Source organism: Thiomonas sp. DCM-2 (assembly GCF_056820905.1).
Genome location: NZ_CM165962.1, coordinates 2,505,902 through 2,519,813 on the forward strand (window position 1 = coordinate 2,505,902; position 13,912 = coordinate 2,519,813).

Genomic DNA, 13,912 nt, shown 5'->3' on the forward strand with positions numbered 1-13,912 from the left:
TTTTCGTCAGTCACTTGTCGTGGGCCTTTTGCGCTGCGTCGCATTCTTCCAGGTGCCGACTCCTAGAATGCGCTTGCCAACGAATCCGCCCATGCACATTCCCGACTTACAGCAACTGATTCCCACGGACACGTCGATCGTCCGTCGGCTCCAGTCCCTTGTTTCACCTGCGATCAACCATCTGCTCACCACCGATCCACACGCGCAGGGCAGGTTGCGAGCGCACGCCGGCAAGACGCTGGTTTTCAGCGCCCTTGGCATGGATCTGCCGTTTGAAATCGGCCCGGACGGCCTGCTGCGCACCCCGCAGGACGGCGCAATGGCCACAGACGATGCCCACCTGCACATCACCCTGGACATGGACGCCCTGCGCGACGCGCTCGCCAGGCGTGCACCGCTGAGTTTGAGCGGGGCGCGCGTGCGTGGCGACGCCGAACTGGCCCAGACCCTTTCCTGGCTGATGGCGCATGTGCGCTGGGATGCGGAGGATGATCTGGCGCAGCTCATCGGTGACATTCCCGCACACCGTCTTGCGCAAGCGGGACGAGCAGCCGCCACCCAAGGCAGACAGGCGTGGGAGCGCGGTCATGCCCGCGCGCGCGACTGGTTCGCCACCCGTCCGCGGGCATTGGTCAGCCGCAGCGAACTGACGCAGCAGCAGGACGCGGTGCGCGACCTGCGCGATCGCACAGCCCGGCTGGAAAAGCGCATCGCCCTGCTGCGCAAGCAAATTGGCGCCGACAGACGCTGACCGCCCAATGCGACGCTTGCTCCGACTGTTCAAGATTTTTTCCGTCATCCTGCGCTACGGTCTGGATGAAATTGCCCTCTCCGGCTTCCGTCACCCCTGGCTGCGTCGTCTCAGTCGCGTGCTCACCCTGGGTCGGTCGCTGACCATTCCGCGTGGCGAGCGCCTGCGTCTGGCCCTGGAAAGCCTGGGCCCGATCTTCGTCAAATTCGGTCAGGTGCTATCCACGCGCCGCGACCTGTTGCCTCCGGACATTGCCGACGAACTTGCCAAGTTGCAGGACCGCGTCCCGCCGTTCGACTCCGACACGGCCGTCGCCATCATCGAACGCGCATTTGGCAAGCCGATCGGGGTGCTGTTCGCCACGTTCGAGCGCAAGCCGGTGGCCAGCGCCTCCATTGCGCAAGTGCATTTCGCCACTCTGCCCGCTTCTCAGGGTGGCGCCGAGGTGGCCGTCAAGGTGCTGCGCCCCGGCATGCACAAGGTCATCGAAGAAGACCTGGCACTGATGCACACCATGGCGGCGCTGGTGGACAGGCTGTGGAGCGAAGGCAGACGCCTCAAGCCGCGCGAAGTCGTCGCCGAGTTCGACAACTATCTGCACGACGAACTCGACCTGGTGCGCGAGGCTGCGAATGGCGCGCAACTGCGCCGCAACATGGCGTCACTCGATCTGATCCTGATCCCCGAAATGCACTGGGAGCTGTGCCGCAGTGAAGTGATTGTGATGCAGCGCATGTATGGCGTGCCGATCGGCCGCATCGACGCGCTGCGCGCTGCCGGCGTCGACTTCAAGCAACTGGCCAAGGCCGGGGTGGATATTTTTTTCACCCAGGTGTTCCGCGATGGGTTCTTTCATGCCGACATGCACCCCGGCAACATCATGGTCAGCCTGCAGCCCGAGACCTTCGGCCGCTACATCGCGCTGGATTTCGGCATCGTCGGCACCCTGTCCGACTTCGACAAGGACTATCTGGCGCAGAACTTCATTGCGTTCTTCCGCCGCGACTACAAGCGCGTGGCCGAGCTGCACGTCGAGTCGGGCTGGGTACCGGCGGACGTGCGCATCGACGAACTCGAGGCCGCGGTGCGCAGTGTGTGCGAGCCACAGTTTGCGCGGCCGCTGAAGGACATCTCGCTCGGCCAGGTGCTGATGCGGCTGTTCCAGGTGTCGCGCCGCTTCAAGGTGGAAATCCAGCCCCAGCTCGTGCTGCTGCAAAAAACCCTGCTCAACATCGAAGGTCTGGGTCGTGAGCTCGACCCGGAGCTCGACCTCTGGACCACCGCCCAGCCCTTCTTGGAGAAGTGGATGAAAAGCCAGGTGGGCTGGCCCGCGTTCCGCGACAAGCTCAAGAACGAATCGACCCGCTACGCACAGTATTTGCCGGAAATCCCGCGCTTGCTGCATCAGGCGCTGCAGGCACATGAAAAGCGGGATGACCCGCTGCTGCGCGAATTGCTGCAGGAGCAGCGACGCACCAATCAGCTCCTGCAAATCCTGATGGCGTTTGTCGTTGGCTTCATCCTTGCGGTGCTGTTGCTGGGCGCCGTGGACAGCCGCTGGCTGCGCTGGTTTTTCTGAAACGTCTGCAACACGCTGAACCATGACCACTGCCGCCCTGCTGCGCACATTGCCGGATGGCACCCCCATTCCTGCCCTCGGCCTGGGCACCTGGCGCATGGGTGAACGCGCCGACCAGCGTGAGGCGGAAATCCTCGCCGTGCGCGACGCGCTGCGCCTGGGTTACAGGCTGATCGACACGGCCGAGATGTACGGTGAGGGTGGCGCGGAAACCATGCTGGGCACCGCGCTGCAGCAGGCCTTCGCCGCGGGCGAGGCTCGCCGCGAGGACCTCACCGTGGTCAGCAAGGTCTATCCACACCATGCCTCCACCCAGGGCGTGATCGACGCCTGCGAGCGCAGCCTGCGCCGCTTGAAGCTGGAGTCCATCGACCTGTATCTGCTGCACTGGCGCGGCGAATTTCCGCTGGCGCAAACGCTCGACGGGTTTGCAACGCTGCAGGCACGCGGCCTGATCCGCCACTGGGGTGTCAGCAATTTTGACGTCGACGACATGGAAGAACTCGCCGCTCTTCCTGGCGGTTCGCACTGTGCCGCAAATCAGGTGTATTACAGCCTGAGCGCGCGCGGCATCGAGTTCGATCTGCTGCCCTGGCAGGCGAAGCGGCGCCTGCCTCTGATGGCCTACAGCCCCATCGACCAAGGCGCGCTCAGCGATCATGCCGCAGTGCTGGCAATCGCCCAGAGGCTGGGTGTAAGCGCAGCGCAAGTGGCGCTGGCCTGGGTGCTGCGCCAGCCCGAGGTCATCGCCATTCCCAAGGCCGTGCGCAGCGCCCATCTGCGGGACAATCTGGCTGCCACGCAGCTGCAACTCGGCGTGGAGGATCTGAGCCTGCTCGACGCCGCATTTCCCCCGCCACGGCGCAAGCGCAGTCTTGCCATGATTTGATCCACGCACTTGCCGCGCCCACTGGGCATCGGCACAATGCTTTTGTCACCCGCCTGTCACCTCACCATGTCTGATACTCAAATTCGCGACACCCTGCAACGCCTGCACACGGTGCTGCAGTCTCAGCCCCAGCTCGACCCCGAGCTCAAGAGCCTGCTGCAAACCCTGGATCAGGACATCCAGACCGCGCTGGACCACAAGCACAGCGAGACGGCCACAGCGTCTGAATCGACCGATCTTGCCGAACAGGCGCAAGCCCTGGCCACCCGCTTTGCCGCCGAGCATCCCAACATCGACCTGGCCCTGCGCGAGCTGCGCAGCCTGCTGCTAGGCGTCGGCCTGTAAGTTTCTCTGGGGCACCCCAACCAACTGCCGCGCCATGCGGATGGCGGCAATCAGGCTGGTCGGATCGGCCTGATCCTTGCCCGCGATGTCGAACGCCGTGCCGTGATCCGGGCTGGTGCGCACGAAGGGCAGGCCCAAGGTCACATTCACGCCCTGCTCCACCCCCAGATATTTCACGGGAATCAAGCCCTGATCGTGGTACATGGCCACCACGATGTCGAACGCCCCCGGATGTGCAGGCGGGTCATGGCGGGCGCGCATGAACACGGTGTCGGGGGGGTAAGGGCCGGTGGCATCGATGCCTTCGAGTCGCGCCTGTGCAATGGCCGGGGCAATGATGCGTGCCTCCTCATCCCCGAACAGCCCGTCTTCACCCGCGTGGGGATTGAGCCCGGCCACGGCGATGCGCGGCCTTTCCATCCCCCATGCATTTGCAGCCCGATGCGCAATGCGCAAGGTCTGCAGCACGGCCTCGGTGGTCACGGCGTCGATGGCCTGACGCAATGCCATGTGGACCGTCACCAGCACGGTTCTGAGCTGGGCGTTGGCCAACATCATGCGCACGGGCGCGCCGCCTGCGATGTGCTGCAGGATTTCGGTGTGGCCTGGAAAGTCCACCCCCGCAGCATGGAGCGCGGCCTTGTGGATCGGTGCGGTCACGACTGCGGCCACACGTCCCGCGATGGCGTCCTTCGCGGCGGCCTCGATGCAGGCGAACGCCGCCGCGCCTGCGCGTGCGTCGACTTGCCCCAGGGGCAGATCATCCGGCAGTTGCACAACCGGAAGCACGGGAATGGCCCCTTCGGGCACATCACGCCACTGGGCCAGCGTGTCGAGTTCCGCAATCACCGGGCTGCCGCTTTGCGGCGTGAACCGCATGGCCCGCGCCGTACGCGCCAGCCAGGCCGCGTCTCCATAGACCACGCAGCCCGCCGCCTCGCCGCGCGCAAACGCACGCACGATGGTCTCGGGGCCGATGCCACAGGCATCGCCCAGGGTGAGGGCAACGGGAAGATCACCGCGGCGCTCAGGCCGGGTTGTCGAGATCGACGAAGACATGCTCGAGTCCATAGTGTGCGGCCAGATGATCGCCCAGCGCGCGAATGCCGTCGCGCTCGGTGGCGTGGTGGCCGCACGCCAGATAGGTGATGCCCATTTCGCGCGCAAAGTGCGCCGTGGGCTCGGAAATCTCGCCGCTGACGAAGGTTCGCGCACCCGCCGCCCAGGCGTCCTCGATCCAGTCCTGCGCGCCGCCGGTGCACCAGGCCAGCGTGCCGACTGCAGTACCTGGATCGCCAACGACCAGGGGAGCGCGCCCCAGGTCGCGCGTGATGGCATGCGCCATGTCACCCACGGTCAACTGCGGCGCATGGCCCAGGCAGCCCAGCTGCTGCTTGCCAAAACGCCCCTGAACAGACCAGCCCAGCCGCTTGGCGAGCATGACGTTGTTGCCCAGTTCGCAATGCCCATCGAGCGGCAGGTGATAGGCGAACAGATTGATGTCCGCCGCCAGCAGCAAGCCCAGACGCTTGCGCTTCTGGCGGATGACCCGTGGGTCTTCCCCGCGCCAGAAATAACCGTGATGCACCAGGATGGCATCGGCCCGCAGTGCAATGGCGCGCTCGATCAGCGCCAGACTGGCCGTCACGCCCGTGACGATGCGCCGGATGTCGTCGCGGCCCTCGACCTGCAACCCGTTTGGGCAATAATCGGTAAATCGTGCGCAATCGAGCAACACATCGATTTCGCCCTGCAAATGCTCTCTGTGCATGGTGGCCTTGAAGTGTGAAGACGCGCCGCCATGTAGCGAGTTCCTTTTGGACTCACTCACTCTATGCGACGCCTCTGGCTGCTATTTTCTCAGACTGCGACGATTGCGCTCGCCGCGCTGTTCGTCGTCTCGACCCTCAAGCCGGAATGGGTGCGTTTTGGCGGCCCCGCAACCTCGGCGGTGGGCAAGCCCGCCGTCGTCACCGTGCAGGACGCCCCAGTTGCCAGCCCCCCGCTGCAGGCCGCACCCGGCAGCTACAGTGCGGCTGCCCTCAAGGCCATGCCCGCAGTGGTGTCCATCACCACATCCAAGACGCCGCGCCGCGTGCCGGGGCTGGACCCGTGGCGGCGCCAGTTTCAGGGCAATCGCCAACCCACGGTGGGACTGGGTTCTGGCGTGATCGTCAGCCCGGACGGCTACATCCTCACCAACAACCACGTCGTTGAAGGCGCCGATCAGATCGAAGTCACGCTGGCCGATGGTCGCGAAGCCAAGGCCAGGCTGGTGGGACGCGACCCCGACACTGATTTGGCCGTGTTGCGCATCCAGCTGGACGCGCTTCCCGTCATCACCTTCGGCAATGATGCGACAGCCCGCGTGGGCGATGTGGTGCTGGCCATCGGCTATCCCTTCGGGGTGGGCCAGACGGTGACACAGGGCATCATCAGCGCCCTGGGCCGCACGCAGCTTGGCATCAATACCTTCGAGAATTTCATCCAGACCGACGCCGCCATCAATCCGGGCAACTCGGGTGGCGCACTGGTCGATGCCAATGGCAACCTCATCGGCATCAACACGGCCATCTTTTCGCGCAGCGGCGGCTCGCTGGGCATCGGCTTTGCCGTGCCAGTCTCCACCGCGCGCAACGTGATGCAACAGCTCATCACGACTGGACAAGTCGTACGGGGATGGATCGGCGTGGAGCCACAGGACGTGACCGACCAGCTCGCCCGCAGCCTGAACCTGCCGCGTCCGGAAGGCGTGGTCATCATCGGAGTGCTGCGCCAGGGCCCGGCGGATCAGGCCGGCGTCAAGCCGGGCGACGTGGTGCTGGATGTCGCGGGCAAGCCCGTGGAGAACACCGGGCAACTGCTCAACGCGGTGGCCGCGCTCAAGCCCGGCAGTCAGACGGCGATTCAGGTGCTGCGCGATGGCAAGCCGCAAACCGTGGTGGTCCGCATCGGCACGCGTCCGCAAAACCTGAGCCAGGCTCCATCGGCAGAGGACAGCGACGGCGTGCTACCGTAAACGGCGCAAGCCTCAGGAAGCGGTGGACTGCGCGTCCTTTTCTTCGTCGGACGGAGGGGCCGAATACTTCACCAGATACTTTGCTGCCAGAATGCCCACTTCGAACAGCAGAATCATCGAGAGCGCAAGCGAAGTCTGCGAGACCACATCTGGCGGTGTGACGATGGCCGCCACGATGAAGGCCACCACAATGAAGTAGCTGCGCCAGGACTTGAGCTGCTCGACCGTCACCAGACCGAAGCGCACCAGCACCATCAGCACCACCGGGACTTCAAAAGCCGTGCCGAACGCCATGAACATGGTCAGCATGAAGCTCAGGTAAGCCTCGATGTCTGGCGCCGCTGTGATCACCTTGGGAGCAAAACCCTGAATGAAGGTGAACAAGCGCCCAAAGACAAAGAAATAGCAGAACGCCACACCCATGTAGAACAGCAGCGTGCTGCTGATGATCAGCGGCATGACCAGTCGCTTCTCGTGGGTGTAAAGGCCGGGTGCCACAAAGGCCCACACCTGATAGAGCACGGCGGGCAAGGCAATCATGAAGGCCACCAGCAAGGTCACCTTGATGGGGACGACAAACGGCGAGATCACCCCGATGGCAATCATCGTCGAGCCCTTCGGAAGATGGGCGATGAGCGGGTGCGACAGCAGATCGAACAAGCCGGACGGCCCTGGGTAGATCGACAGCACGATGAACACCACTCCCACCGCGGCGATGGCACGGATGAGCCGGTTGCGCAGTTCGATCAGATGCGAGATGAACGGCTGTTCGGCCTCGGGGCTGTCCGGTGTCACTGTTTTTTTGGAATCAGACACGGGCGATGCACTCGCTAACAAAAATGGGTTGGAACACGCGAAACACGCCGCCGCGACAACACCGCATCAGCGCTTGACACGGTAGCGCGCCATGCGCGCTGCGCCCGACAGCGCCTGCGTGCGCACACGTGCCTGTCGGCGGTACCACTGCGGAACCGTATTGCCCGAGAGCTTCTTGCGCTTCTTGGACGGGTAGTCCGGACTGGGCAGGCTGGGCGCGGAGAAACCATCGGAGATCGACGGCTCGGTCCCGCTGGTGAGGCCACTCGTGGCTTCTTTCCATGCATCGTCAAAGCTGCCCTGCACTTCTGCGACGTTCTCGGTCACGGATTTTTTCATGTCCTGCGCAGCGGTCTCCAGAGACGACTTCACATTGCGCAGTTCTTCCAGGTCGATCTGGCGATTGACCTCGGCCTTCACATCTGCCAGATAGCGCTGCGCGCGTCCCAGCAGATTGCCGGCGGTGCGGGCCACACGCGGCAGTTTCTCCGGCCCGAGCACGACCAGCGCAACCACGCCGATCAGGCCGATTTCGGACATTCCGATGTCAAACATGGGCAGTCAGTTGAGAAGGAAACGCAATGCGTGCACAAGCGGTCTGCAGGAACAAAAAGCCGGCATTGCTGCCGGCCAGCAGGTCGATGTGGCGATCAGGTGGACGACTTCTCTTTGGCCTGGACGTCGATGGTTTCCTTTTTGGCGCTGGTTTCGGCAGCGAGTTGCTTGTCCGCCTCGGCCGGTTTGTCATCCGCACTGGCGTCGCGCATGCCGTCCTTGAAGCCCTTGACCGCGGAACCGAGGTCGGAGCCCATGTTCTTCAGTTTCTTGGTGCCAAACACCATCATCACAATGACCAGCACGATCAGCCAGTGCCAAATGCTCAATGAGCCCATGATCTACTCCTTCGCCGCAAAATTAAGGGGCCTGTTTTTTCCACGGACGGGGGCCGCCCATGACGTGCAAGTGCAGGTGAAACACTTCCTGCCCTCCATTCTGACCCGTGTTGATGACGGTGCGAAAGCCCTCTTCACATCCCTGCTCACGTGCCAGTCGGGGTACAAGCTGCATCATTTTACCGAGTAAGGCAGTGTGCTCAGTACCCACATCGAATAAAGACGATAGATGCAGTCGGGGAATGATCAAAAAGTGCACAGGTGCGGCAGGGTGGATGTCGTGGAAGGCGATCACGTCCTCGTCCTGGTACAGCAGTTTTGCCGGTAGCTGCCCGGCAGCAATTTTGCAGAAGATGCAGTTGGAATCTGTCATGGCGATGATCGAGGCTTTACAGGGTTGGCAGGACCATTTTGCGCTCGGTGAGCTTGAGCCAGCCCTTGACCACACGATAAATGGTCCAGAAATACACCACGGCCAGCACCAGAAAACCCAGCCCGAACACCCAGATGAGCGCAAAGCCGAGCACCGACCAGATCAGCGCCCACCAGAAAGTGCGGATTTGCCAGCGCAGATGGTTTTCCACCCAGGTGCCGCGCGCGTCTTCGAGTTTCACATAGTCGATGATCACGCCGATGACTGCAGTGATGCCCCAGAAAAAACTCAGCGCCTGCAACACATAGACCGCCAGGGCGATGGTCTTGAGGCTCTCCATGTCCTGCGGACTGGCCGGATCGATGATGTTTTGCGGGTCGCTCATGGCTGATTCTCAGGAATTGCCGGGTCGCGCAGCAAATTCGGCCAGACCCGAGCGGCCCTCGCGGCGCTCAAGTTCGGCAAGCACCTGCCGTGGTGTCAGACCATGCTGTGCCAGCGCGACCAGGCTGTGGAACCACAGATCGGCTGTTTCGTAGAGGATTTTTTCCGCATTCCCATCCTTGGCGGCCATGACCAGTTCCGTGGCCTCTTCCCCGATTTTTTTCAGGATGGCGTCCTCGCCCTTGTGGAACAGCCGCGCCACGTACGACTGGTTCGGATCTGCCCAGCGGCGGCTGGCGATGGTGGCGTAGATTCTCTCCAGCGCTGCGCCGGAATCGGGCTGCTCGGTCGATGCGGCTTGCGTGTGTGTCTGGTCGTAGATCTGCGCCGGGTCTTTCAGCACGGGATCGGCAACGGTCCAGCGGTCGTGATCGAGGCTGCTGAAAAAGCAGGACTCCCGCCCGGTATGGCAGGCAATGCCACCGGCCTGCTCCACCTGCAGCAGCACCACATCGCCATCACAGTCGAGGCGGATGTCGCGCACGGTCTGCACATGGCCGGATTCTTCTCCCTTGTGCCACAGCTTGTGGCGCGAACGCGACCAATACACGGCTTCGCCGCGCTTGTGCGTCTGTTCCAGCGCCTCGCGGTTCATCCAGGCAAACATGAGCACGCGGCCGGTGCGCACATCCTGCGCAATGGCGGGGACGAGGCCGCGCGCGTCCCACTTCACTTGATCGAGCCAGTTCATGGAGTGCAGTTTAGTCTGCGGGCTGGGTGCTGCGCGCTTGCCCAGACCAAGCAGATCCCGCAGGATGCTCAAAGCGACAGGTCGGGGCGCATGGCGATGCCGCGTGCGGCCAGATGCTGCTTGGCCTGCCCCACGGTGTATTCGCCGTAGTGAAAGATGCTGGCGGCGAGCACGGCGTCGGCATGGCCTTCGAGAAATCCCGCGGCCAGATGTTCGAGGTTGCCGACCCCGCCCGAGGCGATGACGGGCACACTCACCGCGTCGGACACCGCGCGGGTGAGCGCCAGATCGAAGCCGACCTTGGTGCCGTCGCGGTCCATGCTGGTGAGCAGGATTTCGCCGGCGCCGGCCTGCACCATGTCGACGGCCCATTGCACCGCATCCAGCCCGGTGGCCTTGCGGCCGCCGTGGGTGTAGACCTCCCAGCCATGGCCTTCGGGGCGGCGCTTGGCGTCGATGGCCACGACAATGCACTGCGCGCCATACTTGGCCGAGGCATCGGCAATGACTTGCGGATTGGCCACAGCGGCGGAGTTGAAGCTGACCTTGTCCGCCCCGGCGTTGAGCAGGCGGCGCACATCGTCCACGGTGCGCACGCCACCGCCCACAGTCAGTGGAATGAACACCTGCGAGGCCACTGCCTCGATCTGGTGCAGCAGCAGATCGCGGTCGTCGCTGGTGGCCGTGATGTCGAGAAAGGTGAGTTCGTCGGCACCTTGCGCGTTGTAGCGCGCGGCGATTTCCACCGGGTCACCCGCATCGCGCAGGCCGACGAAGTTGACGCCCTTGACCACGCGGCCACCGCTGACGTCGAGACAGGGAATGATGCGCTTGAACAGCATGCGCGGCCTAGCGGCTGGTGACAAAGCGCTGCGCCGCGGCGAAGTCGAGCGCGCCGGTGTAGATCGAGCGACCGCAGATCACCCCTTCGACCCCGCTGCTTTCGACCTCGCAGAGCTTTTCGATGTCGGACATGCCCGACAGCCCCCCGGAGGCGATCACCGGCACGTCGAGCGCTTCGGCCAGCCGCACCGTGGCCTCGATATTGATGCCGGTGAGCATGCCGTCGCGGCCGATGTCGGTGTAGATCACGCCTTCGATGCCGTAGTCCTGGAACTTGCGTGCCAAGTCGACGACTTCATGGCCGGTGAGCTTGCTCCAGCCATCGGTCGCCACCTTGCCGTCGCGGGCGTCGAGGCCGACGAGGATGTGACCGCCGAAGGCGCTGCAGGCGTCACGCAGGAAGCCGGGGCTTTTCACCGCTGCGGTGCCGATGATGACATAGCTCAGGCCCTCGTCGAGGTAGCGTTCGATGGTGTCCAGATCGCGAATGCCGCCGCCGAGCTGCACCGGGATTTCTTCGCCGACTTCCTCGAGGATGGAGGCAATGGCTTCGGCATTGCGCGGCTTGCCAGCAAACGCGCCGTTGAGATCGACCAGATGCAGGCGCTCGGCCCCCTGATCGATCCAGTGCCGCGCCATGGCTGCGGGATCTTTGGAGAACACCGTCGCGCCTTGCATTTCACCTTGTTCGAGGCGAACGCACTGGCCGTCCTTGAGGTCGATTGCCGGAATGAGCAGCATGATGTCAGGGCAGAGAAAAAAGAGAAAAGAGTCTCGAAGGAAGAAGCGGGGCACAGCGCCCTCAGGGCGACCAGTGCAGGAAGTTGCGATACAGCATCAAACCGGCGTCGGCGCTTTTTTCCGGGTGGAACTGGGTGGCAAACAGATTGTCGCGCGCCACGGCGCTGGCAAAACGCACGCCATACTCGGCTTCGCCCGCGCTGTGGCCGCCGTGCAGCGGCGCGGCGTAATAACTGTGGACGAAATAGAACGCCGCGCCGTCGGGCACATGCGCCCAGATCGGATGCACCGCGCCGCCCGCGCTGCGCCCTTGCCAGACGGCATTCCAGCCCATGTGCGGCACCTTGTAGCGGCTGCCGTCGGGCTGTGTCTGGCCTTGCAGTTCAAAACGCTGCACCTGGCCGGGAATCAGCCCGAGGCCGTCCACATGGCCTTCGGTGCTGTGATCGAGCAGCATCTGCATGCCCACACAGACACCGAACAGCGGCTTGCTTGCTGCAGCTTCGAGCACGGCCTGCTGCAGGCCGGACTCGCGCAGTTCGCGCATGCAGTCGGGCATGGCGCCCTGGCCCGGCAGCACCACACGATCGGCGGCGCGCACCACGGCGGGGTCGGCTGTGACGACCACCTCGAAATCGGTCCCCGAGGCCACGTGCGCCACGGCTTGCGACACCGAGCGCAGATTGCCCATGCCATAGTCCACAACGGCAACTCGTTTCATCGGTTCGGGTCAGACGGGAGAAAAAATTACAGCGAACCCTTGGTGGAAGGAATCATCTCGCCCATGCGGGAGTCGGGTTCGGCGGCAGCACGCAACGCGCGGCCGAAGGCCTTGAACACGGTCTCGCACTGATGATGCGAATTGTCACCGCGCAGATTGTCGACATGCACAGTGATCGCGGCGTGGTTGACCAGGCCCTGGAAGAACTCGCGCGCCAGATCGACATCGAACTCGCCGATCATCGCGCGGGTGAACGGCACATGCCAGATCAGCCCGGGGCGGCCGGAGAAGTCGATGACCACGCGGCTCAGGGCCTCGTCGAGCGGCACATAGGCGTGGCCATAGCGGCGGATGCCCTTCTTGTCGCCGACAGCGCGCGCCAGCGCCTGACCGAGGGTGATGCCCACGTCTTCCACGGTATGGTGCGCGTCGATGTGCAGGTCTCCCTTCGCCTGGACGTCGAGGTCGATCAGGCCATGCCGCGCGATCTGGTCGAGCATGTGATCGAAAAATCCAACACCCGTGGACAGCCTGGACACGCCCGTCCCGTCAAGATTGATGGACACGGAGATCTGCGTCTCGGCGGTATTGCGGGAAACCTGGGCAGTGCGCATGAGGATGGGCGGTAACGGCGTGAACAGGCGCAATCGTAACGTCAGCGCGCGGCGGGCGGCTGCGCCGCGATCAGGGTGTCGAGCGCGGCGAGCAGCGCATCGCACTGCGCGGGCGTACCGATGGTGATGCGCAGGAAGTCAGCAATGCGCTGCGGACGAGCGAACTGCCGCACCAGAATGCGGCGCTCGCGCAACTGCGCGGCCAGCTGCGCGCCGGAATGCGCCGGGTGACGCGCGAACACGAAATTGGCCTGCGACGGCAGCACCTCGAAGCCGCGCGCCTGCAGCCCCGCGGTGAGCTGCGTGCGGCTGAGGATGATGCGCTCACGCGTCTGCTGCAACCAATCGGTGTCGCCCAGCGCGGCCTCGGCGCCGGCAAGCGCCAGGCGGTCGAGCGGGTAGGAGTTGAAGCTGTCCTTCACCCGGGCCAGCGCCTCGATCAGGTCGGGGTGGCCCAGCGCATAGCCCACGCGCAGCCCGGCCAGCGCCCAGGCCTTGGACAGGGTGCGGATCACCAGCAGTTGCGGATGGTGGTCGATCAGGCTGGCTGCGGTCTGCGCGCCGAAATCGACATAGGCTTCATCGACCACGACGACCGAATCGGGATTGCCGGCGAGCAGCCGCTGCACCTCGGCCAGCGGCAGCGCCATGCCGGTGGGCGCGTTGGGGTTGGGGAAGATGATGCCGCCGTTGCCGCCCGCCTGCAGGTAATCGTCGACCGCGATGGAAAAATCGGCGCGCAGCGGGATGTCGCGCGTGGCGATGCCGTACAGCCGCGCATAGACCGGGTAGAAGCTGTAGGAGATGTCCGGATGCAGCAGCGGCGCGTCGTGCCGCAGCAGCGCCATGAACGCGTGCGCCAGCACCTCGTCCGAACCGTTGCCGACGAACACCTGCTCTGGCCGCAGGCCGTGAAACCGCGCAATCGCCGCGCGCAGGCTGCTGGCCTGCGGGTCGGGGTAGAGCCGCAGATCGGCCGAGGTCTGCGCCGCGATCGCCTGCAGCACCCTGTCGCTCGGTGGGTACGGGCACTCGTTGGTGTTGAGCTTGATCAGCCCGTCGATCTTGGGCTGCTCGCCCGGCACATACGGGGTCAGTTCGTGGACGATGCGACTCCAGTAGCGGCTCATTGGACTGACCTCCACGCCGCGCGCGGCGCCTCGGGAGCAGCGAGCGCTCCTTGCGTGTGGCCT

Annotated in this window: 18 protein-coding genes; 5 read left to right on the plus strand and 13 right to left on the minus strand. The window is 64.2% G+C overall.

What is annotated here, in order from left to right; genetic code table 11:
• The first annotated feature begins 91 nt into the window (after positions 1-91).
• From AC1ZQA_RS12090 to AC1ZQA_RS12105, 4 genes are all read left to right on the plus strand, one after another.
• Complete coding sequence (locus tag AC1ZQA_RS12090; RefSeq protein ID WP_482677118.1) at positions 92-751, plus strand: ubiquinone biosynthesis accessory factor UbiJ; 660 nt, start codon at positions 92-94, stop codon at positions 749-751.
• Positions 752-758: 7 nt separating this feature from the next.
• Positions 759-2,330 carry a ubiquinone biosynthesis regulatory protein kinase UbiB gene (gene ubiB / locus AC1ZQA_RS12095; protein WP_482677119.1) on the plus strand — a complete coding sequence of 524 codons (1,572 nt, stop codon included), beginning with the start codon at positions 759-761 and terminating at the stop codon, positions 2,328-2,330.
• Between the two features lie 22 nt (positions 2,331-2,352).
• Positions 2,353-3,219 (plus strand): aldo/keto reductase, encoded by an 867-nt coding sequence (locus AC1ZQA_RS12100; RefSeq protein ID WP_482677120.1) that lies wholly within the window; start codon positions 2,353-2,355, stop codon positions 3,217-3,219.
• A 66-nt stretch (positions 3,220-3,285) separates the two neighbouring features.
• Complete coding sequence (locus tag AC1ZQA_RS12105; protein ID WP_482677121.1) at positions 3,286-3,564, plus strand: DUF4404 family protein; 279 nt, start codon at positions 3,286-3,288, stop codon at positions 3,562-3,564.
• Here AC1ZQA_RS12105 and pdxA read toward each other — a convergent pair.
• Positions 3,547-4,623: a 4-hydroxythreonine-4-phosphate dehydrogenase PdxA gene (gene pdxA, locus AC1ZQA_RS12110; RefSeq protein ID WP_482677122.1), complete on the minus strand. Its 1,077-nt coding sequence runs from the start codon at positions 4,621-4,623 to the stop codon at positions 3,547-3,549. The two genes, AC1ZQA_RS12105 and pdxA, sit on opposite strands and share 18 nt — an antisense overlap.
• Positions 4,592-5,335 carry a Nif3-like dinuclear metal center hexameric protein gene (locus AC1ZQA_RS12115; RefSeq protein WP_482677123.1) on the minus strand — a complete coding sequence of 248 codons (744 nt, stop codon included), beginning with the start codon at positions 5,333-5,335 and terminating at the stop codon, positions 4,592-4,594. Before AC1ZQA_RS12115 ends, pdxA begins: the two co-directional genes overlap by 32 nt.
• A gap of 63 nt (positions 5,336-5,398) precedes the next feature.
• On the opposite strand from AC1ZQA_RS12115, the gene AC1ZQA_RS12120 reads away from it, so the two are divergent.
• On the plus strand, positions 5,399-6,583 hold the full coding sequence (locus AC1ZQA_RS12120) for a S1C family serine protease (protein WP_482677124.1): 1,185 nt from the start codon (positions 5,399-5,401) through the stop codon (positions 6,581-6,583).
• Between the two features lie 12 nt (positions 6,584-6,595).
• Here AC1ZQA_RS12120 and tatC read toward each other — a convergent pair whose 3' ends face one another.
• The 11 genes from tatC to hisC all read right to left on the minus strand — a co-directional run bounded on the left by tatC (position 6,596) and on the right by hisC (position 13,849).
• Positions 6,596-7,399: a twin-arginine translocase subunit TatC gene (gene tatC / locus AC1ZQA_RS12125; RefSeq protein ID WP_482677125.1), complete on the minus strand. Its 804-nt coding sequence runs from the start codon at positions 7,397-7,399 to the stop codon at positions 6,596-6,598.
• A 66-nt stretch (positions 7,400-7,465) separates the two neighbouring features.
• Entirely contained in the window at positions 7,466-7,954 is a 489-nt protein-coding gene (tatB, locus tag AC1ZQA_RS12130) for a Sec-independent protein translocase protein TatB (protein WP_482677126.1), read from the minus strand.
• A gap of 95 nt (positions 7,955-8,049) precedes the next feature.
• Positions 8,050-8,292 (minus strand): Sec-independent protein translocase subunit TatA, encoded by a 243-nt coding sequence (gene tatA / locus AC1ZQA_RS12135; protein WP_482677127.1) that lies wholly within the window; start codon positions 8,290-8,292, stop codon positions 8,050-8,052.
• Between the two features lie 22 nt (positions 8,293-8,314).
• On the minus strand, positions 8,315-8,665 hold the full coding sequence (locus AC1ZQA_RS12140) for a histidine triad nucleotide-binding protein (RefSeq protein ID WP_482677128.1): 351 nt from the start codon (positions 8,663-8,665) through the stop codon (positions 8,315-8,317).
• 16 nt (positions 8,666-8,681) lie between these two features.
• The gene (locus AC1ZQA_RS12145; RefSeq protein WP_482677129.1) at positions 8,682-9,050 is read right to left on the minus strand and encodes a DUF4870 family protein; all 369 of its coding nucleotides are present in this window, start codon (positions 9,048-9,050) and stop codon (positions 8,682-8,684) included.
• 9 nt (positions 9,051-9,059) lie between these two features.
• The gene (hisIE, locus tag AC1ZQA_RS12150) at positions 9,060-9,809 is read right to left on the minus strand and encodes a bifunctional phosphoribosyl-AMP cyclohydrolase/phosphoribosyl-ATP diphosphatase HisIE (protein WP_482679327.1); all 750 of its coding nucleotides are present in this window, start codon (positions 9,807-9,809) and stop codon (positions 9,060-9,062) included.
• Between the two features lie 59 nt (positions 9,810-9,868).
• On the minus strand, positions 9,869-10,642 hold the full coding sequence (hisF, locus tag AC1ZQA_RS12155) for an imidazole glycerol phosphate synthase subunit HisF (RefSeq protein ID WP_482677130.1): 774 nt from the start codon (positions 10,640-10,642) through the stop codon (positions 9,869-9,871).
• Between the two features lie 7 nt (positions 10,643-10,649).
• Positions 10,650-11,384, minus strand: a complete 735-nt coding sequence (hisA, locus tag AC1ZQA_RS12160) for a 1-(5-phosphoribosyl)-5-[(5-phosphoribosylamino)methylideneamino]imidazole-4-carboxamide isomerase (protein ID WP_482677131.1) — start codon at positions 11,382-11,384, stop codon at positions 10,650-10,652.
• A 61-nt stretch (positions 11,385-11,445) separates the two neighbouring features.
• Positions 11,446-12,105, minus strand: a complete 660-nt coding sequence (gene hisH / locus AC1ZQA_RS12165; RefSeq protein ID WP_482677132.1) for an imidazole glycerol phosphate synthase subunit HisH — start codon at positions 12,103-12,105, stop codon at positions 11,446-11,448.
• A 26-nt stretch (positions 12,106-12,131) separates the two neighbouring features.
• Positions 12,132-12,719: an imidazoleglycerol-phosphate dehydratase HisB gene (gene hisB, locus AC1ZQA_RS12170; RefSeq protein ID WP_482677133.1), complete on the minus strand. Its 588-nt coding sequence runs from the start codon at positions 12,717-12,719 to the stop codon at positions 12,132-12,134.
• A 41-nt stretch (positions 12,720-12,760) separates the two neighbouring features.
• Positions 12,761-13,849 (minus strand): histidinol-phosphate transaminase, encoded by a 1,089-nt coding sequence (gene hisC / locus AC1ZQA_RS12175; RefSeq protein WP_482677134.1) that lies wholly within the window; start codon positions 13,847-13,849, stop codon positions 12,761-12,763.
• Positions 13,850-13,912 lie beyond the last annotated feature (63 nt).

What these genes read in the sequence shown, in the direction of transcription:
- AC1ZQA_RS12120 (WP_482677124.1), top strand. Translation starts at nt 5,399, where the DNA reads ATGCGACGCCTCTGGCTGCTATTTTCTCAGACTGCGACGATTGCGCTC.
- ubiB (WP_482677119.1), top strand. Translation starts at nt 759, where the DNA reads ATGCGACGCTTGCTCCGACTGTTCAAGATTTTTTCCGTCATCCTGCGC.
- tatB (WP_482677126.1), bottom strand. Translation starts at nt 7,954, where the DNA reads ATGTTTGACATCGGAATGTCCGAAATCGGCCTGATCGGCGTGGTTGCG.
- AC1ZQA_RS12100 (WP_482677120.1), top strand. Translation starts at nt 2,353, where the DNA reads ATGACCACTGCCGCCCTGCTGCGCACATTGCCGGATGGCACCCCCATT.
- hisF (WP_482677130.1), bottom strand. Translation starts at nt 10,642, where the DNA reads ATGCTGTTCAAGCGCATCATTCCCTGTCTCGACGTCAGCGGTGGCCGC.
- AC1ZQA_RS12115 (WP_482677123.1), bottom strand. Translation starts at nt 5,335, where the DNA reads ATGCACAGAGAGCATTTGCAGGGCGAAATCGATGTGTTGCTCGATTGC.
- AC1ZQA_RS12105 (WP_482677121.1), top strand. Translation starts at nt 3,286, where the DNA reads ATGTCTGATACTCAAATTCGCGACACCCTGCAACGCCTGCACACGGTG.
- AC1ZQA_RS12140 (WP_482677128.1), bottom strand. Translation starts at nt 8,665, where the DNA reads ATGACAGATTCCAACTGCATCTTCTGCAAAATTGCTGCCGGGCAGCTA.
- AC1ZQA_RS12145 (WP_482677129.1), bottom strand. Translation starts at nt 9,050, where the DNA reads ATGAGCGACCCGCAAAACATCATCGATCCGGCCAGTCCGCAGGACATG.
- tatA (WP_482677127.1), bottom strand. Translation starts at nt 8,292, where the DNA reads ATGGGCTCATTGAGCATTTGGCACTGGCTGATCGTGCTGGTCATTGTG.
- hisH (WP_482677132.1), bottom strand. Translation starts at nt 12,105, where the DNA reads ATGAAACGAGTTGCCGTTGTGGACTATGGCATGGGCAATCTGCGCTCG.
- hisA (WP_482677131.1), bottom strand. Translation starts at nt 11,384, where the DNA reads ATGCTGCTCATTCCGGCAATCGACCTCAAGGACGGCCAGTGCGTTCGC.
- AC1ZQA_RS12090 (WP_482677118.1), top strand. Translation starts at nt 92, where the DNA reads ATGCACATTCCCGACTTACAGCAACTGATTCCCACGGACACGTCGATC.
- hisC (WP_482677134.1), bottom strand. Translation starts at nt 13,849, where the DNA reads ATGAGCCGCTACTGGAGTCGCATCGTCCACGAACTGACCCCGTATGTG.
- pdxA (WP_482677122.1), bottom strand. Translation starts at nt 4,623, where the DNA reads ATGTCTTCGTCGATCTCGACAACCCGGCCTGAGCGCCGCGGTGATCTT.
- hisB (WP_482677133.1), bottom strand. Translation starts at nt 12,719, where the DNA reads ATGCGCACTGCCCAGGTTTCCCGCAATACCGCCGAGACGCAGATCTCC.